Raw genomic sequence first — 19,781 nt, 5'->3', positions numbered from 1 at the left:
TTTTCCCCTAACTAAAATTAGAGGGAAAAGATCCCTCTAAATTATTCAAATGCCATTTGATTAGTATATAGTCCGTAGTAAAATCCACGTTTCTTAAGTAGCTCGTCGTGGTTTCCTTCTTCAATGACGTTTCCGTCTTTCAATACTACTATTTTATCTGAATTTAGAATTGTCTTCAAACGGTGAGCAATAACAAAGCTTGTTCTACCCGCAATAACGGCATCCATTGCCTTTTGAATCTTGGCTTCAGTAACTGTATCAACATTAGAAGTCGCTTCATCCAAAATCAAAAATTCTGGATCAGTCAAAATAGTTCTAGCAATCGAAATTAATTGTTTCTGACCTGTAGAAAAGACCGAATTTTCTTCTGAAACATGGGTATCATAGCCTTCAGGCAGGGTCATGATAAAGTCGTGAATATTAGCTTCTTTTGCTGCTGCAATTACTTCTTCTCGACTAGCAGTTGGCTTACCATACTTAATATTATCTTCAACTGTTCCAGTAAACAGCACTGAATCTTGTAGAACAATACCTACATTATTTCTTAAAGATTCAAGCGTAATATCACGCACATCAACGCCATCAAAGGTTACTTTTCCACTATTAACATCGTAAAAGCGATTAATCAAGTTCATAATAGTCGTTTTCCCCGATCCAGTTGGACCAACTACAGCAACAGATTTTCCTTTATCAACGTCAATTGAAACACCATGCAAAATTTCTTTATCAGCGTTATAGCCAAAATGAACATTTTCGAGCTTAACGCCTTTTTTAATTCCCTGTAAAACTTTACCATTTGGCACAGTATTTTCTTCATCTTGCTCTTCAACAGTAGCTAATCTTCTTGCACCAGTTAAGGCGAGCTGAGTCATAGAATAAATAGAAGTTAATTGAGTTAGAGGTTGGAAATATGTTTGAGAATATTCAACAAAGGCCACAATCAATCCTAAGCCAACTGCCCTACTTACCTGGCCACTAACAATTAACCATGCGCCTCCACCAATTACAATAGCTAAGTTTAGTAAAGAAATTCCCTGTAATAAGGGGAAAAGCATTCCGGAATAAAACTGCCCCTTAAACATAGCGTTACGGACATCGTTATTGTATTTTTTAAAACTTTGAACTGATTCTTCTTGTAAACCGTTAGTAATAATAACTTTTTCACCATTAATCTGTTCATTAACATAGCCGTTAAGGTCACTGATTTTATCTTGCTGTTTATCTAGGTAAATCCGTGCCTTTTTCATAATAACTAAACTAATTATCAAAATAAATGGGGTTGTTGCCACTGTAAACCAAGCCATTGTCGGATTGACAATGAACATCATAATAATCGTTCCGATTAATAATGCACCTTGAGAAATAATTTCGAAAATTGCATTGTTTAAGGCATTAAAAATATTATCTAAATCTGAATTAAATAAAGATAACAGCTTTCCATCTTGATGAGTATCAAAATATCGAATTAACATTCTCTGAAACTTAGCAAATAAGTTCTCTCTCATATCATTTGTAGCATTCGCAGTAAATTTAGACATTACCATCCAAGCAATGAAAGAAGCAATAATTCCTGCTGCATATACACTGACCATTGAGCCAAGAGACTGATAAAAACTGCTTAAATCGTGACTACGTCTAGCTACATTGCTTACAGCCTTAGTTAATTCTTGAACGGCATTTCCCAGGAAAAGCGGTCCTAAAACCTGACTTAAAGTTGAAACCAAGGAAAGAACTACAACTATCGTAACTCCCTTCCAGTAATTCTTCAGATACTTAGCAAAGTATCTCAAGGCTTTTTTAGTATTACTCATCAATTTCACCTCTCTTTTCTTTAGCTTTTTGTGTGCGATAAATATCTTGATAAATTGGAGAAATCTTTAATAACTCTTCGTGAGTTCCTTCGGCAACGAGTTTTCCATCATCTAAAACTAAAATTTTATCAGCATTCATTACTGACACAATTTTTTCAGCGATAATTACTGTCGTAGTATCCTTTAGATCATGTTCTAAAGCTTCCTGAACCAATTTTTCAGATTTAGCATCTAAGGCAGAAGTTGAATCATCTAAAATCAAAATAGGTGGCTGGCCGATTACACCACGAGCAATAGATAGACGTTGCTTTTGACCACCAGAGAAATTAGCTGAACGCTCTTCTACTGCATGATCGAATTCATCAGGATATTGTCCTACAAATTCTTGCGCTTGTGCGATTTCTGAAGCACGCTTCAATTCATAATCAGTTGCATCTTCTTTACCCTGCCGTAAGTTGGATGCAATTGTACCAGAGAATAAAATTGCTTTTTGTAAAACCATTGAAACAGTATTACGAAGAGCTTTTTCACCAATAGTTTTTAAATCTTTGCCACCAATTTTGATTGTTCCTTTAGTTGGATCATACAAACGCGGGATAAGTTGAGCAAGCGTACTCTTACCTGATCCAGTTGCGCCAACAATACCAACCATCTCTCCCGGCTTTACTTTGAAGGAAATATTTTTTAAAGTTGGCTTATCACCATCTGGGTAAGTAAAAGATACATTATCAAATTCAATACTTCCTTTTTTTGGTGCAGCTGAAGCATTGGAAACAAATTGAACATCTGGCTCAGTATCAAGAACTTCCTTAATTCTTCTCAAAGAAACCATCCCACGGGTGAAGTTCATAATCACAAAGCCACCAATTAAAATTGCAAAGAGCAAAGTTAAAATATAAGAAACATATGGCGATACAACAGCTACATCACTTGGATTTAAATTAGCACTGCGGCCTACTAAAAAGACTACTAATGCAATGACTAAATAAGCAATTAGCATAAATGCTGGCATAATAGTAGAAATCCAATAACCAATTTTAATGTTTAATTCATTCAAATCATCAGAAGTTTTGTTAAATCTCCTAATTTCATTTTCACCTTGATTAAAAGATTTGACTACACGAACACCTTGCAAGTTTTCTTTTACCTGAGTAGAAATTTTATCCATATATTTTTGAAACTTGGCAAACAGTTGGTTCATATTTTGAATAACAACCAATCCAACTCCTATCATTAAAGCGAGCATCAATACTGGCGCCCACCAATAATGAGGAATGGTAACAATACTTAATACAAATGAACCAAGTAAAATTATTGGCATTCTAAGTAGCTGCATGAATAAGATCATCATCATGTTCATAACTTGGTTCATATCATTAATTAAACGTACTACTAAAGAGCCACTAGAAAACTTCTCAATATTTCCGAATGAAAAGCTCTGAATTTTAGCATAAGTTTCTTCTCGTAAATCGGAAGTTATTCCCTGGGCAATTTTTGCAGCATAATATACATTAAAAATCCCAGCAATAATCGCTAATAAGCCAAGTACTACTAACCCAATCCCATCTCTTAAAACAGTATCGTGATTATCAGCTAAGATTGCTTTTTGAATATTTTCTAGCAATCGTGGTTGCCATAAAGTTGCAAAAGCTGAAACCAAAATAGTGATAATTGCAAAAATAATTTCTTTACGATAATTTTTAAAGTGTGGCTTCAAAATCTGCATTTATTTTTCTCCCTTCTTTCTTAAAAATTTCCAAAAAGTATCGCTCCATTCTTCATTTAGAGCTACCAATTGCTTCATCTTTTTCGAGCCCATTTTTTGAGCAACTTCCTTTTCTATTTCAAATAAGGACGCCATTTTTTCTTTAGCATACTTTTTACCAGAAGCAGTTAATTGACAATATTTTACGCGATTATCATCTGGATCAATTGTCAATTCTAAATAATTCTGTTCTAACAAGCGATGTATTCCCTTATTAATAGATTGCTTGGGTAAGTCGCTTAAGCTAACTAAATCTTTTTGAGTTAATTTTTGTCGCATCAACAATTCATACAAAATTATTGTTAAATAATTCGGCATTCCTTGTTGTCTATCCCATTCTTCGTAAGCCTTACTACCACGAATAATCGCAAAATTTAATTTTTCTGTTTCACTTAATTCCATGCTTCGCCTCGCAAAAATAGTCCCTGTAGATACTAATCATTTAATCATATTAGTATCTACAGGGACTATTTGTCAATATTTTTTATTTTTATTTCCATAAAAAGTCAATTAGAAGATGATCAACTTCTTCATTTTCATGCAATTTACTATGCTGTGCATTTTTTCCTTTAATTTCAACCTCGTGATATGATTTTGCTCGTCCATTAATTAAATATTTATAACTTTGAGCAGAAGCTACAGAAACCGACCCATCTGACTTCGAACCATCTTCCTTATTACCATAAATATTTAAAACTTCGATCTGCCTTGGATAGTGCATACGCAACGGTAATAATTGCTTAAATCCGTCACTATAAATATCAGGTTGCCCAGTTTCTTTATTCTTGATCTTAGCTTTTTGTCCAGCTTCTTCGCCTAAATAGCCATTGTAATGACCAGCAATTGAAACTACTTTATTGATCTGTGGCAATTTTTTATTGTTGTAGTTTTCATTAATATAATTAGCAATCTGCAAGTTTCCCATCGAATGTCCAACTAGGTTGATTTTTGCATAATGATATTTATTTGAAACGGCAGTAATCACATCTTTCACGTATGATGTCTTGCCACTTTGATTGTCTTCCAAATTAACCTCAATAATTGGGCTCTTAGCATTTTTAGGAATAGTTCCATTCAACTTAACAGTACCATTTTTACTTACATCAGCTTGAACAATTGTATTAGCCGCGCCAGCCTCTTTAGCTGCATTTGCCATATGCTTTTCAGCATTTACGCTGGATCCCCAGCCGTGGAAGAAAAAAGTCGGAATTGTTTTAGTGTTATTCAATGACACAGTAACCTTTTTGTCGGGAACTTCTTGCGACTTTTGACTGCATCCCGCTAAAAATAATAAAAATAAAGCAATAAAAAAACTAGTAAGATAAATTTTTCTCTTCTTCATAATTTTTCCTCTCACACTTTTTCTCCAGTATACAAGGACAATTATTAATTGAAAAATATTTATTCTCACTAGTTTACTATTGCTAAAAGCTATACTATTTTGCTACTTTTGATAAATTCTTTAAGCCTGGTAAAGTAATCATCACAATGAAGCTAATAATATATAAGGCTGACAAAAAGCCCATTACTACACCAAGATTATATCTATCCATTAAAATACCGATTACTACTGATGAAAAACCACCAATTGCTCTTCCTACATTAACAATAATGTTGTTGGCACTTGATCTAATTTCAGTTGGGTACAATCTACTGATCACAGCACCGTAACCGCCAAACATCCCGTTTGAGAAAAAGCCGACAACAGCACCGATTACTAAAAGAGTAGCCATATTTTGAGCCAAACTCAAAGTGTAGACCATCAAGGCAGAACCGATTAAGAAAATTGCAAAAGCTCTTCTCGGACCAAAGTAATCAAAAATTGAACCAAAAGTCATCATTCCGATACTCATCCCAATAATAGTTGCAATCATCCAAAGGCTAGAATTTGAAACATTTAAATTTAATTGTTTTTGAACAATAGTTGGCAACCAGTTTATTAAGCCAAAGTAGCCCGCAATTTGAACAGTCATCATAATCATCAAGCCGAGTGTTTGCCAAGCAAGACGAGGCGTAGAGAACATTTTTTTGCTACATCTGACAATAATGAATTCTTTTCACTAGCTTTAGCTTCAAGAAATTGTTCACTTTCATGAACATGCTTTCTAATAAAAATTGTTAAAACTACTGGAATAATTCCTACTAGAAATAGCATATGCCAGCCAGCCGTTGGTATAATCCAAGCCGCAATCAAAGCTGCTAAAATTGCGCCAATTTGGCCACCAATTGCTGCAACTGATGTCATTTTACCAATTTGCTCTTTATGAAAGTTCTCAGCAATTAAAGCAATTCCAACGCCATATTCACCACCAGCTCCGATTCCTGCTAGGAAACGTAGTCCATAGATCATATAAATATTATTAGCAAAAGCCATCAATGCAGTCGCAATCGCAAAAATAATTACTGTATGACTAAAAGTCTTAACACGGCCAATTTTATCCCCTAAAATTCCAAAAGCAATTCCGCCCACTAACATTCCAAGGTTAGTAATTGTCGAAATAAAACCTGCTGCTCCGCCCGATAAGTGAAGATCAGCAATCATTGAACTCATTGCAAACGATAAAAAAAGCACATCCATATTTTCAAGAGCAAAACCTGAAGAAGTAGATGCAATAACCCACTTCTGATTTTTGCTTAGACTATGTCTGTGCTTAACCATTGTATCCATATTTAATTCCTCCAAAACGAATGCTCTCTGTCATCCAATTATTTCTTCAGAATTCATTCTACTCGTTTTTTAATAATTTACAATGCCTACAGAAAAAAGACTCAAGCTAAAGCTTGAATCTTTTTAATTTAAATATTCAATTTTGCTTAATTACTCAGCGTCCGCCATCAAATTGTGAATCTTTTTTGTAAAGAAAAACATCACAACACCAAACAGGACACTTACCAAACCAACAATTAGGAAATAAGCTACCTCAGTTTTACTTGAGTAATACTTAACAATCTGCGAATTAACAGCCTGTCCAGTTGCATCAGCTAAAAACCAAAGACTCATCATTTGAGAACGGAATGCCTTAGGAGCCAAGCGAGTTGTTACGGATAATCCAATTGGCGAAATAAGCATCTCAGCAATTTCAACAATGAACCATGAACCAACTAACCAGAATGGACTAACTCGCCCATTTGTTCCATAGAGCATACCTGGCAATGCCATCCACATGTATGAAAGTCCAGCAAAGACTAAACCAGCTGCAAACTTGCCAGCAGCGCTCGGCTGTTTTCTCCAGTTATCCCATAGCCAAACAAAAAATGGGGTTAAAATCATAATAAATAATGGATTTAAAGTTTGGAAGTTAGCAGCAGTAAAGTGCCAGTTTCCAATATGAAGAACCGTTCTTTGCGCAGCAAACAAGGCTAAAACAACTGATCCAGATTCTTCAATTCCCCAGAAAATCGCAGCAGCAATAAATAATGGAATATACGCCCATACTTTTGAGCGCTCTTCCTTGGTTACTTTAGGACTTCTAAGCATTAAAACAAAGTAGTAAATTGGCAAAGCAATAGCCACAATAGTAATTAAAGTAATAATATTGTCAACGTTTAATTGACCTAACGCAGCCATCACACCTAAAACAACTGCTAAGACCAAAACACCTAAAAGCACTCTCTTCAATAATTTATTACGAGTTGCAGGATCAATTGGATCAGTTGGCTGCATACCATCATCAGAAAGATACTTTTTGCCTCCCCATACATATTGTACTAAGGCAAAGAACATTCCTACTGCTGCCAAAGAAAATCCAGCGTGGAAGTTAAGATGATTACCAAACAGGTTAAAACCAAAGCCTTCACTTGCCCAAGGAACAAGCCAGGGAGCTAAAGCGGATCCAAGGTTGATTCCAAACACAAAAATACTGAAACCAGCATCTCTTCTGCGATCATCTAAAGAGTAAAGACCACCTACCATGTTAGAAACATTCGGCTTAAGCAATCCAGTACCAATTACAATAAATGCAATTGAAATATATAAACCTAACTCTGCCATTGGCAAAGCTAAAACAATGTGCCCGATCATAATCAGGACACCACCAAAGAAGACGGTACTTCTCGCTCCCCAAATTCTATCTGCTAGCCAGCCACCAGCTACCGTAGAAAGAAAAACTAGCGAGCCGTAAATAGACATGATTGAAGCAGCAGTTGTTTCATCCATGCCTAGACCGCCACGTTCTACAGCATAGTACATGTAGAAGAGTAAGATAGCACGCATACCGTAGTAACTAAATCTCTCCCACATTTCAGTGAAGAACAGGGTAGACAAGCCACGTGGCTGACCAAAGAAAGTCTTCTCTGTTGTCGAATTATTCATCAAAAATTATTCCTTTCTGTCTTTTGTGTTTTATTCACACAGAAAGGTTAATTTTATACCTATTTAGAATATGTAGTCAAATTGGTATAGAACTATATATGTTATTTTCAGTAGTCAATTCTTTCAAAAACCGGAATTTGATCTAAAGATGCCTCACAATTAACCCATATTCCGCCACTTCTAATAGAGCCACTGTTAACATCTTTCCAACGGGATCCAAACGGTAAATAAACTTGTCTTCTTCGTTTTCCGAATTCAAAAATCGGGGCTACCAAATACTTTTTCCCTAACATATGCTCATCTTCTATATTCCAACTAACCTTATCTTCAGGAAATTCAAAAAATAAAGTTCTCATGACAGGAAACCCCTTTTCATGAGCTTCATTCATACAAGAATTAATGTATGGCTTAAGAGCTTCTCGGATATTTACTTGTTTACGTAAAATGTCAAAAGTTTCTTTTCCAAATGACCATATTTCGTTAGGAGCACCTGTGCCTTCCACTTGATTATCAATTGGAAATTCATGGGGCTCTCTATCACCGTGCATTCTCAAAATAGGACAATATACTGCAAATTCAAACCACCTAATCAATAGTTCTTTAAACTCAGAATCGGTAGAACTTCCACCATGAAATCCGCCAATATCGCTTGTCCACCATGGAATTCCAGCTAAACCAATATTAAGTCCAGCCTGATATTGATACTTAAATGAGCGAAAACTTGAATCAATATCACCGCTCCAAACAAGTGAGCCATATTTTTGACTTCCTGCCCAAGCTGAACGAATTAGGCTAATAGGGTTATGCTGCCCTTCTTTCTTTTCTCCTTCATAAAATCCTTTAGCATACAAGGTTGGGTAGATGTTTCCGACTTGGGAATTCCTACCTAGATGTAATCGATAATTATCAAAATCATAGGTCGAATATTCAGGTTCTGCCTCATCCAACCAAAAATGCTTAACTTCCTTTTGATAATAATTTCTTTTTATTTTATCCCAAACAAATCGACGTGCCTTAGGGTTAGTAGTATCAAAGAAGGTAGTATTACCATGAAAAGTCATTGTAATACTTTTCCCATTATCTACTCGAACTAAATATCCCTTTTCGTTCATTTCATTATAGTTTTCACTAGTACAATCAATATTTGGCCAAACTGAAACCATTAATTCAACATTTAGCCTTTTTAAATCTTTCACCATCTTTTCTGGATTAGGGAAATAACGTTTATCGAACTTAAAGTCACCTTGTTTTGGCCAATGAAAGTAATCAATAACAATTACCGATAGTGGAATATGTAAATCATGATAATGCTTTGCTACCGAAATAACCTCATTTTGATTTCTATATCTCAACTTACTTTGCCAAAGTCCTAAAGCATATTGCGGCATCTTGGGAGAATGTCCAGTTACATTAGTATAAGCAGAAATTATTTCTTTTGGCGTATCCTCTGCACAAATCCAATAATCAATACAATCAGTATCAATATTTTTCCACTCTGTAATGTTATTTGCAAATGTAACTTCACCTATTCCTGGGTTATTCCACAACAAACCATACCCATAATTAGAAATCAAAAATGGGACTGTTGCTTGTGAGTTTCTTTGAGCTAGCTCTAATTTACAGCCTTTCAGATTTAATTGACTCTGCTGATATTGTCCCATTCCATATATTCTCTCATTATCATTTGCTTCAAATCTTACTGCAACTTCATATGAGCCTTTATTATTCGGACTAAAGTCTCTTGCTTTTATTTTCAAAGCACTTGAATATTCATTTTCTTTTTGATTTAAAAACTGACTATTATTAATTTTTATCTTTCTAAAATTTCGTTCCCTCCAAAACTCTTCTAAAATTATTTTATTTTTATCATAAAAAGTAATTTTTCCATTTTTATTAACGATTGCTTTAGTTTTTCCGTTAACTATCGTAGCTTCATCAGCATTGTAAATAACCCTAAAGTTAGAATCAAAATCACTTTTCTCTGTAAGAGCCCAATTATGCATCCCGTCAAAAAAAGAGTCATGAACTCTTAGTCCATGACCCCATGGGTAAATACATAAATGCTCGCCTTCATAAAAATAATCAAGGAACTGGGTATTTCTAGTATTAAACATATTTACCTCTTCTATTTATTTTCAGTCGTATCACCTGCACGAAAAGCTACAGGTATCATTAATCGTGAAATTTCTCTATGATCTGGATCTTCCATTTCCTTATGTAATTGTTCAACAGCTGTTTTAGCAATTTCTTCAATATTTTGTCTAATAGATGAAATAGTTAAATGTGTATCAGGTGTTAGTTTCCAACCATCAAAACCAATTATCTGCACATGTTCTGGAATCTTTAGACCAGCATCTTGAAATTCTTGTGTCAAAATAAGTGCGATTTCATCAGTATGAGCAAAAATTCCATATTTCTTACCGTTATTTGAAATTTCATCTATCAGATTCTTAATTTTCTTTTTATCATTTTTTCGAGAGTCAACTTCCGCTATTTCAAATTTGAGCCCATGATTATTACAATAATCTATAAAACCAGCTTTACGCGCATTCATTTCTACAGAAGAGTGATTTGCAGAACCAATAAAAATATATTTATCAATATTTCTTTCACTTAATTCTTTAGCTGCTATCTTTCCGCCTTCATAATTATCTGATGAAACTAGTGAAAATTGACCTGTACTTTCTTTTTCAATAGAAACGAGGGGAATATCAGAATGTACATGACTAGTTAAATCAGAATATGAAATTGAAAGAATACCAGCTACTCGTTGTTCTTCTGCCATTGTTACATAGCTTTTTTCTTTTTGATAATCATTTTCTGATACACATAGCACCATCTTATATCCAAGATTATCTAAATATTTCTGAACCCAAAAAGTTAACTCGGAAAAAAATGGAGACCATACACTTGGGACAACGAAAACCACAAAAGCTGATCTTTGCGTTTTTAAAAATCTTGCCGTATTATTTCGTACATAATTTAATTTTTTTATAGCTAAATCAATATCTTTTGCAGCTTTTGGGCGCACTTTCTTTCCATTAAGGAAATTCGAAACTGTTGCTACTGAAACATTAGCTTCACGCGCCACGTCCTTCATGTTACTCACGTTTAATTACAACTCCTTCATACGGTCTTAAATAGATTGTATTCGAGGCCATATCTTCTCTATCGTCATAGTTAGACAAAATCACTTTATTTTTGTTTACAAAATCTTCAGGTAATTCATATTTAACCTTATACGGTACAAAAGAACAAATAACCGCAACTTTATCTTTATCACTACTCCTAGTATAAGCAAAAATTGCTGAATCTTCAGGCGTAATTAAATCATAGTTACCATCAAGCAACACCTGATTATTATTCCTTAATTTTAGAAGCTTTTGATAAAAACGATAAATTGAATTTGAATCTTGTAAATCTTTCTTTACGTTAATTTCTAAATAATTTGGATTTACTTCTATCCATGGATTGCCACTAGAAAAACCAGCATTTTGCTCCTTATTCCATTGCATAGGAGTCCGGGCATTATCTCGTGTTTTTCTATTAACCATCTTTAAGGCATCTTTATCAGATATACCTTTAGATTTTAAGAAACTGTATATATTATGAGCTTCTAGATCTTTTAATTCATCTATATTTTTAATATGCAAATTGGTCATTCCAATTTCTTCACCTTGAAAAATAAAAGGAGTTCCTTTTTGCAATAAAGATACCATTGCAAGCATCTTAGCCGATTCTTTTCTATACTTTGAATCATTTCCAAATCTAGAAACAATTCGTGGTTGATCGTGATTACCCAAATAATTTGAATTCCATGACAAATCATTTTGCCAGCTAGTCATTGAATTACGGAGATCACTCATCTTAAAAGTAACATCTGAATACCTACCAAATTCACCATAATCTACATGCATATGTTCAAATTGAAATACCATATCCAATTCATGTCTATCGGGTTCAACAAAAAGTCGAGCTTCTCTAGCAGTGGTATGCGGTGTTTCTCCAATCGATATTACATCATATTTACTTAGAACTTTTTGATTCATTTCACGTAAATATTCATGAATATGCGGTCCATTAGCAGAGCCATAATAATATGCACCATATTCCTTATTATCTTCCAAAGGCGCATCCTCAAATTTACTTGGTTTGGAAATGAAACTGATCGAATCCATTCTAAATCCGTCTACACCCATATCCAACCAGAATTTCATCATTTGATAAATGTCATTGCGAACTTGAGGATTATCCCAATTTAAGTCTGGTTGTTGCTTAGCAAAAAGATGCAAATAGTATTGATTTCGCTCAGGTACATAAGTCCAAGCCGATCCGCCAAATGCTGAGCCCAAATTCGTAGGAGCACTTCCATCTTCTTTCGGATCACGCCAGATGTAATAGTCAGAGTATTTATTATTTCTATTTTTTTTAGATTCTTTAAACCACTTATGTTGATCTGAAGTGTGGTTAACAACAAGATCCATTACAATTTTCAGATCTCTTTCATGAGCCTGCTGCAATAACTTTTTAAAGTCATTCATTGACCCATAAATCGGGTTAATAGCTTCATAATCAGCTATGTCATATCCATTATCTACCAGAGGAGATTTAAAAATTGGCGTAAGCCAAATCACATTGGCACCCAAATTCTTTATATAATCTAGTTTTTCAATTAAACCAGGTAGATCTCCTATTCCATCACCATCTGAATCATTAAAACTTTGTACATATGCCTCATAGACTATAGCTTTCTTTTTCCAATCATTCATCTTCATCGTCCTCACTCGAATCAGCCGCTAATTCATTCACATATTTCACTTGATTTTGAGCTTCTGAAACAATTGATTGAATCTTTTCACTTGTTAAATAACCATCAACTGGTTCCATAGTAATTGCCATTGCTAATGATAGATTCATACCCGTGATTACATGAGTATGGGGACGACTAATATATGGGAAGAATTTTTGATTTACAGAACCACCTAACAAATCAGTTAAAACAACAACTTCATCATTTTTATCAAATTGATTAAATATTTCTTCAATCTGTCCTTCGATTGGCTTGTTATCAACGTAGGCAGATAAAACTGTCAGTTTAAGACTGTCACCTTCAAAAAATTTTAAAGCATTGGCCATTCCCTCAGCGAGAGTTGAATGTGATGCAATCACAATATGACGTTTAATATTACTCATTTTTCTTCCTATCTATTTTGCAACGCCTAAGATGCCTGTTGCAGCACCAGCTAAACAAATAACAATAATCAATAAAATAATCTTAGTTGGGGTCCACTTTTTTCTGCCTAAGAGCCAATAAACAAGACCAGTTACAGCAACCGGAAGTAAAGCAGGCATAATTTTGTCAAGAACACCACTTTGAATAGAAAGCATAACTTTCCCGGTTCTAAATTTTAATGGTGTATATACTTTTACTACTGTTGGAATTAGTGACCCAACGACCATTAATCCCATGACAGAAATTGCGTCAGTAAATATATTAATTTTTTCACCTAATGATGTGATTAACTTAGTACCTGAATCGTATCCAGTTTTAAAGAACCACATTTTTAACCAATAGAATGAAAGCTGCAATAGCATCCATAAAATTGCACCAACTGCATTACCTTGAAGCGCCATGTAACCAGCAATTGAACCCATAATAGTCGGAATTAAAATCCAAAAGACAGAGTCACCAACACCTGAAAATGGTCCCATTAAAGAAGTTTTCAAAGATTGAACAGCATCTTTAGCTTTAATTCCATCCTTTTCTTCCATGGCCAGTGTAGCCCCTAAAATGATATTGGCCATTAATGGATTAGCATTGAAATACTTGTAATGATTATCCATTGCTTCGATATATTCATCATCGTTTGGATAAATTTTTCTTAAAGCTTTTCTCATTGAAAAAGCCACTGCTGGAGCTTGCTGAGTTTCAAAGTTATAACCTAAGCCAGCATTAAAAATCCAGCGTCTAAACATATCTTTGCGTTCATGGGTAGTTAATTTTTTACCATTTTCAAGTTGGTTCATTTCTTTACTCATCGAAGTCGTCTCCTTCATCTTCTACTGTTCCTGCTGTTTGTAATTCTTCTTTATCTTTCTTAGCTGAATTAATACGATAAATTTCATAAGTTGCTGCTAAACCTAAAATAGCAATTCCTAAAATTGGAACTTTTAAATATCCTGCTAAAACAAAACCTGCTAATAAATATGCTAAATACTTTTTAACTGGCATATATCTTAATAACATTCCAATACCAACAACTGGTAACATCCCACCAGCAATAGTTAATCCGTTTGTAACCCATGCTGGAATAACATGAAGAATTAATTTAACAATTGGCGTACCAAACATTACTACTAATGCAATTGGAATAATGTATTTAAGCATCCAAACAAAAATAGTTAAATAGAAAACTCCATCCATTTTATTAAACTTCTTTTCATGAAGAAGACGTTGTGACCAATGAGCAAAGAAGTTATTAATAATTTTGATAACAACATCTAATTGCAAAGTTAGCATTCCGACGGGTAGACCAACAGCGATCGCAGTACCTGTAGAAGCACCAGTTCGAATAGCGATAAATACACCGACTATAGTTGCAACACCATATTCTGGGATTGATGATCCACCAATAGCTGCAACACCTAACGACATAAGCTGGAGCGTACCACCAATAACTAGACCTACACTTAGATTACCCATAATTAAACCGACTAACATACCAATAATAACTGGCCAGTTACCTGTAATCTGATTACCTGTACCGTTATCCCAAGCCATATAAGCTGCAAGTAAAATTATCAGGATGTTTTGTAATATGATAGGCATGATTAATTCTCTCCTTTATTTTTTAGTACTTCTGCAAGTGAAACCTCATTTTCATCATCTGGAGTATATTCGAAAAATACTGGAATACCTTTATCGGCAATTGCCTTTAAATCAGCTAGTTCTTTTTCATCTAAAGCTACTCGCTTGGTGTAAGGTTTTCTATCTCCTTCTTCAAATAAAGCTCCTACATTAACTTTCGGGATTTCTATTCCAGCATTGATTAAATCCAAAATATAATGTGGTTCTTTAACAATTAAGAAAACAGAATGAGAATCATATTTTCCATTTTTAAAATTAGTTATTGCTTTTTCTTCATTAATGATAGACATGCCGGTTCCTGTTGGCTTACTCATTCTCATACTTGCCTTTACCATTTCGTTTTGGCTAACCTCATCATCAATAACCATAAATCTTTTTGGATGAAGAACCTTATTCCACTGATTAACAGTAATTCCATGAATAAGTCTTTGATCAATTCTTGCTAACGTAATTGGCATTTTTAATCCCCCTGTAAAAATTAAACGTTTTAAATCAACTTATATAGTTCAATTCAGACGTTTCAACAATATCACTTTTCAGAACTTTAAACGTTTCAAGTTACAATTTAAGTATATTATGTTTTTAGTAAATTGCAAGCGCTTTCTATAAAAATAATTTAGAAAATAAAAGATTAAAATATTTTTATATACAAAAATACCGATATATCAACACTTTATAGTATCGATATATCGGTATTATTTTTTGTCATTTATACCTTTAGATAACATTTACGTTTAACGGCTATTTTTCAATTCAAGCATTTCTTGAAACGTTTTAAACTCAATCAAATAATTTCATAAACTCTACTTTAAAATGGTTTTAAAGTAACGTCACATTCACTTTTTCATTTCTTTATTTCTTTTTCTTAGGCCAAAAAATTGCCAAAACGCAAAAAATACATCCCAGTATAAAGGCCCATATTAGCGGATAATCCCACGAAAAGAACATCCCAATATCACTTGCAGTATAACGAACTATTAATACCAACAAATTAATCAAACATAGCATCCAAATTATAATCGTCATTTTCTTAAAGAAACTTTTCCAGTCCATTAAATCACCTTCTTAAAACTATCTAACTTTTCTTTCGTCATATCACGAATAATCGCAGTTGCTAGATCCACTGATGCCTTAAAGTCTTTATATGCAGAGAAACAATATGGTGAATGTTCATAACGTACTGGAATTCCAATTACGATTGTTGGCGCACCATATTCGTAGTAAATTGCGGCTCCATCTTGTCCTCCACCAGTTCTCACTGAGCGAGTATATGGAATGCCATTTTTATCTGCTAAATCACAAGCATATTGCTGGAATTTAGGATTCGGTAAAAATGTCGTATCCATATCTCTTAACATTGGTCCACGCTTCAATCCAGTTTGAGATAACCACTCTGGCTCAAAAGTATCGTCTGCTGGACAACTCTCAAGCACTATACATAAATCAGGCTTAATTTTTCTTCCAGTCACATATGCTCCGCGAAGACCAACTTCTTCTTGACTTGATAAGGCAGCTACAACATCAAAATTAGTTTCCTCACCTTTTAAATTATCTAAAACGCCAATCATTGCACCAGCACCAAAACGATCATCAAAATCTTTACCAAAGAAAAGACCTGATTTTTCATGATATTCGCATTTTACATCTACAAAAATTGGGCAACCCGTATCAATTTTGTAATCTTTAATTGTTTCTTCTCTACTTGATGAGCCAACATCAATTGACATGTCAGCTACTTCTGGAATTGAATTTCTTTCAGCTGCAGTCATGAAATGTGGTGGCTTAGTAGCAACTACACCGGGAATATACTCGCCATCGCGATTTTTAATTTTTACTTTTAATGCAGGAATATTATATTTTACCCAGCCACCAAGTGGAACGAATTTGATTAACCCATTTGGTCTAACTGCTTGCGTGATAAAGCCTACCGCATCAGAGTGTGCATCCATTTGAATTACAGGACGATCTCCCTTATTTTCCTTCTTTGCAGCATACACATTAAGCATCCCATCAACAGTAATATCTGCTGTATCTTTAGCATAAGTCGAAAATAATTTTACAAATTCTTCTTCAAATCCAGAGGTTGAATTTGCATCAGAGAATTCTTTTAACATCTCAATTTCTTGTTCTTTTTTCATAATTTTTCCTCTCGCAAATACTTTTGTTTTAATTATATTTTACTTCTTTAAACTTTTTAAAGAAATTCTTTGCAAATTTTAAATCTTATGCCTAGCTTTATTTAAAAAATTAAGGGTATTCTATTAGACAAGTAAGGGAACTTCTACACCTTACTTATTCTCCCAGAATAACATACGACATTAAAAAAGCAGACTTCTCTTCCCCCAGATGTCTGCTTTTTGTTTTGCGGTTAAAAAAATATCATAGATTTTCCTATCTCTCTGCTATACTTATAGCAAAAATTCATATCTTAAGGAAGTAAAAAACATGAAAAAGCTAGTCTTAGTAATTTTTTCAACCTTATTGCTCACTGCTTGCAGCAATACTTCATCTAATAATAATGAAAATAAATCTTCCAGTTCTAAATCCTCAATCACTACTTCAAAAAATAGCACGACCACTACTCCTAAGCCAAACTTAAATAAAAAATATCCAGGCTTTAAACTGGCTACAATTCCAGACAACTTTCAAGGTACTTGGTACCAAACTGATATCTATAGCACCCAGGCTCGAAAATTTATCATTACCAAACATACAATCATGGATTCTGTGGTCTATCAAAAAACAGATCCCAATTTAAATTTGAGCCATCGTTCTGAAAAAGACAATAAAACCTATGCTGGAAACACAACAATGGTATCTTTTGAAGACAAAAACGGTTCTCAATGGTTACGGGCACGTGGTTTCTTAGATACTGTTGATATTATTTATATTACAGGTACTTTTAAAGGACATCGCTGCCTCTACTTAGCATATTCATCAGGCGATATTCACAGTGCTATTTTTAAGGATCAAAAAGCTGCAATAAAATATCGTAAATATGATTTCTCAAAAATCACTAATCCCAACAATTAATCGATAACTAGTTGTAATTACAATTAATTACGCTATAATTGTTTTTAATATTAGTTGTAATTACAACTTTTTTTAAGAAGGAATTCTATGAGAAAACGACCACTAGCCAATCTTCTATATCATATTGGTAAACTAGAAAATCTTTTAATTAATCAAAGATTGAGTTCAATTAACTTAAGGATGACGCATGCTCATGCCTTACGTTATATTCAAAAGCATCCCGGTTGTATCCAAAAAGAAGTTGCTGAATATCTCTTTTATCAACCTGCTAGCTTTACCAATGTAGTTAAATTATTAGAAAAAAAGCAGATGATTGAACGCCGTCCTGATCCCAAAAACGGTTTAAAGAAGCAATTATTTCTTTTACCAGCTGGCAAAGATGTTCTTGATCAAGTTAATCAAGCTTTTGAAGAAGTTAATCAATTAGTCGGCACGGTAAATTCTGACACTTTAACTAAACTAGAAGAAATATCAAATAATTTAGAAAAACAAGTTCAAAGAAGGCCAAAAAATGAGTAAATTCAATCCACTCTGTGAATATATCAAAAACAATAAAGATAGTGATTTTCAATTATCTTTTGATCAAATTCAAGAAATTGCTGGTCTGCCAATTGACCATTCTTTTTTGACTTACAAAAAGGAATTAAAAGACTATGGTTTTGAAGTAGGAAAAATATCTCTGAAAAATAAGACTGTAAACTTTAAGAAGTTGGAGGATTAGCATGCAAAAAAAAGCTGACAAACCCATTTGGAAAAAGAATCTCTTTGTTCTTTCGATTGCTGTTTTTATTGCAGGAATCTCTTTTTCAGAGATTATGCCTTTCCTGCCCCTATATATTGATACTTTAGGTCATTTTACTCACCAGCAATTAAACTTCTGGTCTGGCTTTATTTTTTCAGGAGTATACTTTGTCTCGGCTGTCATTTCTCCTTGGTGGGGAAAGTTAGCTGATAAAAAAGGTAGAAAACTAATGATCTTGCGAGCCTCTCTAGGAATGGCAATTGTTCTTGGAAGCATGGGCCTAGTTACTAACGTCTGGCAACTATTTTTCCTAAGAATGCTACAAGGAGTTTTTGCGGGTTTTGTATCAAACTCGAATGCTTTAATTGCTACAGAAACTCCCAAGGAAAAGTCTGGTCAAGCTTTAGGAACCATGTCTTCAGCCTTTACCGCAGGCAACTTGCTTGGACCATTTTTAGGAGGTGCACTTGCTTCTGCATTTAGTTACCGCGTCACTTTCTTTATTACAGGCGGTTTATTGTTAATCTCTTTCCTGCTTTCACTATTCTTTGTTCATGAAGAAGGATTTAAACCTATTACTGAAAAGAAGCTCGATAAAGCAAGTGGCGTCATTGCAACTCTTCGCTCCCCTGCCTTAATTTTTGGCTTACTCTTAACAACCTTAATAATCCAAGCTGCTAATAACTCAATTAATCCGATTGTTTCACTTTATGTTAAGCAATTAATGAACGGAAACGGCAATGTGGTCTTTGTTTCTGGAATTATCGCGGCGCTTCCCGGAATTGCTACTTTCTTGGCTGCTTCTCGCTTTGGTGCTTTGGGCGACAGAATTGGTACGCACAAGATCATTATTGGTGGTTTTATTGGTGCAACAATTCTCTTCTTTTTAACTGCTTTTGTTCACAATACAGTTCAGTTAGGTATTTTAAGGTTTTTAGTTGGTTTCACTGACGCTTGCCTTTTTCCTCAAGTACAAACTTTGCTTACTAAAAATTCTCCAGCTGCTGTAACAGGTAGAATTTTTTCATGGAATCAAAGCGCAATGTATATTGGAAATATTGTTGGACCGCTTCTTGGTTCCTTTATCGCTGGAATCTCCAGCTACAGCATGGTATTTATTGTCACGGCAGCAATCGTAGTCTTAAACTTAATATTATTTAACTTCAATGTTGTAAGAAATCTTGCCAAATAAAGAACTTAATAAAGATCCAGAAACATTTGGATGATTCTTCTACTCTCTCCCTAGTGTC

At 34.2% G+C, this 19,781-nt stretch carries 18 protein-coding genes and 1 pseudogene; 4 read left to right on the top strand and 15 right to left on the bottom strand.

What is annotated here, in order from left to right:
* Positions 1-41: 41 nt before the first annotated feature.
* The 15 genes and pseudogenes from LGAS_RS02595 to LGAS_RS02525 all read right to left on the bottom strand — a co-directional run bounded on the left by LGAS_RS02595 (position 42) and on the right by LGAS_RS02525 (position 16,894).
* The gene (locus tag LGAS_RS02595) at positions 42-1,811 is read right to left on the bottom strand and encodes an ABC transporter ATP-binding protein (protein ID WP_021314908.1); all 1,770 of its coding nucleotides are present in this window, start codon (positions 1,809-1,811) and stop codon (positions 42-44) included.
* Positions 1,804-3,537, bottom strand: coding sequence for an ABC transporter ATP-binding protein (locus LGAS_RS02590; RefSeq protein WP_003647629.1), 1,734 nt, complete (start codon positions 3,535-3,537; stop codon positions 1,804-1,806). Before LGAS_RS02590 ends, LGAS_RS02595 begins: the two co-directional genes overlap by 8 nt.
* Positions 3,538-3,978, bottom strand: coding sequence for a MarR family winged helix-turn-helix transcriptional regulator (locus LGAS_RS02585; RefSeq protein ID WP_003647630.1), 441 nt, complete (start codon positions 3,976-3,978; stop codon positions 3,538-3,540).
* An 88-nt stretch (positions 3,979-4,066) separates the two neighbouring features.
* Positions 4,067-4,918 (bottom strand): alpha/beta hydrolase, encoded by an 852-nt coding sequence (locus LGAS_RS02580; protein ID WP_025012249.1) that lies wholly within the window; start codon positions 4,916-4,918, stop codon positions 4,067-4,069.
* 94 nt (positions 4,919-5,012) lie between these two features.
* Positions 5,013-6,244: pseudogene (locus LGAS_RS02575) on the bottom strand (MFS transporter).
* A gap of 150 nt (positions 6,245-6,394) precedes the next feature.
* Positions 6,395-7,888, bottom strand: coding sequence for a peptide MFS transporter (locus LGAS_RS02570; RefSeq protein ID WP_003652347.1), 1,494 nt, complete (start codon positions 7,886-7,888; stop codon positions 6,395-6,397).
* Positions 7,889-7,995: 107 nt separating this feature from the next.
* On the bottom strand, positions 7,996-10,002 hold the full coding sequence (locus tag LGAS_RS02565; protein WP_003647634.1) for a glycoside hydrolase family 31 protein: 2,007 nt from the start codon (positions 10,000-10,002) through the stop codon (positions 7,996-7,998).
* 11 nt (positions 10,003-10,013) lie between these two features.
* The gene (locus tag LGAS_RS02560) at positions 10,014-10,997 is read right to left on the bottom strand and encodes a LacI family DNA-binding transcriptional regulator (protein ID WP_003651224.1); all 984 of its coding nucleotides are present in this window, start codon (positions 10,995-10,997) and stop codon (positions 10,014-10,016) included.
* The gene (locus LGAS_RS02555) at positions 10,990-12,657 is read right to left on the bottom strand and encodes a glycoside hydrolase family 13 protein (RefSeq protein WP_003647636.1); all 1,668 of its coding nucleotides are present in this window, start codon (positions 12,655-12,657) and stop codon (positions 10,990-10,992) included. Before LGAS_RS02555 ends, LGAS_RS02560 begins: the two co-directional genes overlap by 8 nt.
* Positions 12,650-13,081, bottom strand: a complete 432-nt coding sequence (locus tag LGAS_RS02550) for a PTS sugar transporter subunit IIA (protein WP_003647637.1) — start codon at positions 13,079-13,081, stop codon at positions 12,650-12,652. Before LGAS_RS02550 ends, LGAS_RS02555 begins: the two co-directional genes overlap by 8 nt.
* Before the next feature lie 12 nt (positions 13,082-13,093).
* Positions 13,094-13,927, bottom strand: a complete 834-nt coding sequence (locus tag LGAS_RS02545) for a PTS system mannose/fructose/sorbose family transporter subunit IID (RefSeq protein WP_003651221.1) — start codon at positions 13,925-13,927, stop codon at positions 13,094-13,096.
* A complete protein-coding gene (locus LGAS_RS02540; RefSeq protein WP_003651219.1) occupies positions 13,920-14,717 on the bottom strand; it encodes a PTS mannose/fructose/sorbose/N-acetylgalactosamine transporter subunit IIC in 798 nt (265 codons plus the stop codon). The genes LGAS_RS02545 and LGAS_RS02540 overlap by 8 nt, the downstream gene beginning before the upstream one ends.
* A 2-nt stretch (positions 14,718-14,719) precedes the next feature.
* Positions 14,720-15,214 (bottom strand): PTS sugar transporter subunit IIB, encoded by a 495-nt coding sequence (locus LGAS_RS02535; protein ID WP_003647639.1) that lies wholly within the window; start codon positions 15,212-15,214, stop codon positions 14,720-14,722.
* Between the two features lie 394 nt (positions 15,215-15,608).
* Positions 15,609-15,809 (bottom strand): hypothetical protein, encoded by a 201-nt coding sequence (locus tag LGAS_RS02530; RefSeq protein WP_003647640.1) that lies wholly within the window; start codon positions 15,807-15,809, stop codon positions 15,609-15,611.
* Positions 15,809-16,894, bottom strand: coding sequence for a M42 family metallopeptidase (locus tag LGAS_RS02525; RefSeq protein ID WP_003651208.1), 1,086 nt, complete (start codon positions 16,892-16,894; stop codon positions 15,809-15,811). Before LGAS_RS02525 ends, LGAS_RS02530 begins: the two co-directional genes overlap by 1 nt.
* Positions 16,895-17,201: 307 nt before the next feature.
* Here LGAS_RS02525 and LGAS_RS02520 point away from each other — a divergent pair, with 307 nt between their 5' ends.
* The 4 genes from LGAS_RS02520 to LGAS_RS02505 all read left to right on the top strand — a co-directional run bounded on the left by LGAS_RS02520 (position 17,202) and on the right by LGAS_RS02505 (position 19,723).
* A complete protein-coding gene (locus LGAS_RS02520; protein ID WP_003647641.1) occupies positions 17,202-17,789 on the top strand; it encodes a hypothetical protein in 588 nt (195 codons plus the stop codon).
* Between the two features lie 87 nt (positions 17,790-17,876).
* Entirely contained in the window at positions 17,877-18,308 is a 432-nt protein-coding gene (locus tag LGAS_RS02515; protein ID WP_003647642.1) for a MarR family winged helix-turn-helix transcriptional regulator, read from the top strand.
* Positions 18,301-18,510, top strand: a complete 210-nt coding sequence (locus LGAS_RS02510; RefSeq protein ID WP_003651205.1) for a hypothetical protein — start codon at positions 18,301-18,303, stop codon at positions 18,508-18,510. Before LGAS_RS02515 ends, LGAS_RS02510 begins: the two co-directional genes overlap by 8 nt.
* Before the next feature lies 1 nt (position 18,511).
* A complete protein-coding gene (locus tag LGAS_RS02505) occupies positions 18,512-19,723 on the top strand; it encodes an MFS transporter (protein WP_003647644.1) in 1,212 nt (403 codons plus the stop codon).
* Positions 19,724-19,781 lie beyond the last annotated feature (58 nt).

Source organism: Lactobacillus gasseri ATCC 33323 = JCM 1131 (assembly GCF_000014425.1).
Taxonomy (GTDB): Bacteria; Bacillota; Bacilli; order Lactobacillales; family Lactobacillaceae; genus Lactobacillus; species Lactobacillus gasseri.
This window is presented reverse-complemented; position numbering and strand designations above follow the sequence as displayed.

Excerpts from the sequence above, each read along its gene's own strand:
- LGAS_RS02555 (WP_003647636.1), bottom strand. The coding sequence starts at position 12,657 with ATGAATGATTGGAAAAAGAAAGCTATAGTCTATGAGGCATATGTACAA.
- LGAS_RS02515 (WP_003647642.1), top strand. The coding sequence starts at position 17,877 with ATGAGAAAACGACCACTAGCCAATCTTCTATATCATATTGGTAAACTA.
- LGAS_RS02540 (WP_003651219.1), bottom strand. The coding sequence starts at position 14,717 with ATGCCTATCATATTACAAAACATCCTGATAATTTTACTTGCAGCTTAT.
- LGAS_RS02510 (WP_003651205.1), top strand. The coding sequence starts at position 18,301 with ATGAGTAAATTCAATCCACTCTGTGAATATATCAAAAACAATAAAGAT.
- LGAS_RS02550 (WP_003647637.1), bottom strand. The coding sequence starts at position 13,081 with ATGAGTAATATTAAACGTCATATTGTGATTGCATCACATTCAACTCTC.
- LGAS_RS02565 (WP_003647634.1), bottom strand. The coding sequence starts at position 10,002 with ATGTTTAATACTAGAAATACCCAGTTCCTTGATTATTTTTATGAAGGC.
- LGAS_RS02580 (WP_025012249.1), bottom strand. The coding sequence starts at position 4,918 with ATGAAGAAGAGAAAAATTTATCTTACTAGTTTTTTTATTGCTTTATTT.
- LGAS_RS02505 (WP_003647644.1), top strand. The coding sequence starts at position 18,512 with ATGCAAAAAAAAGCTGACAAACCCATTTGGAAAAAGAATCTCTTTGTT.
- LGAS_RS02595 (WP_021314908.1), bottom strand. The coding sequence starts at position 1,811 with ATGAGTAATACTAAAAAAGCCTTGAGATACTTTGCTAAGTATCTGAAG.
- LGAS_RS02530 (WP_003647640.1), bottom strand. The coding sequence starts at position 15,809 with ATGGACTGGAAAAGTTTCTTTAAGAAAATGACGATTATAATTTGGATG.
- LGAS_RS02585 (WP_003647630.1), bottom strand. The coding sequence starts at position 3,978 with ATGGAATTAAGTGAAACAGAAAAATTAAATTTTGCGATTATTCGTGGT.
- LGAS_RS02535 (WP_003647639.1), bottom strand. The coding sequence starts at position 15,214 with ATGCCAATTACGTTAGCAAGAATTGATCAAAGACTTATTCATGGAATT.
- LGAS_RS02525 (WP_003651208.1), bottom strand. The coding sequence starts at position 16,894 with ATGAAAAAAGAACAAGAAATTGAGATGTTAAAAGAATTCTCTGATGCA.
- LGAS_RS02520 (WP_003647641.1), top strand. The coding sequence starts at position 17,202 with ATGAAAAAGCTAGTCTTAGTAATTTTTTCAACCTTATTGCTCACTGCT.
- LGAS_RS02570 (WP_003652347.1), bottom strand. The coding sequence starts at position 7,888 with ATGAATAATTCGACAACAGAGAAGACTTTCTTTGGTCAGCCACGTGGC.
- LGAS_RS02545 (WP_003651221.1), bottom strand. The coding sequence starts at position 13,927 with ATGAGTAAAGAAATGAACCAACTTGAAAATGGTAAAAAATTAACTACC.
- LGAS_RS02590 (WP_003647629.1), bottom strand. The coding sequence starts at position 3,537 with ATGCAGATTTTGAAGCCACACTTTAAAAATTATCGTAAAGAAATTATT.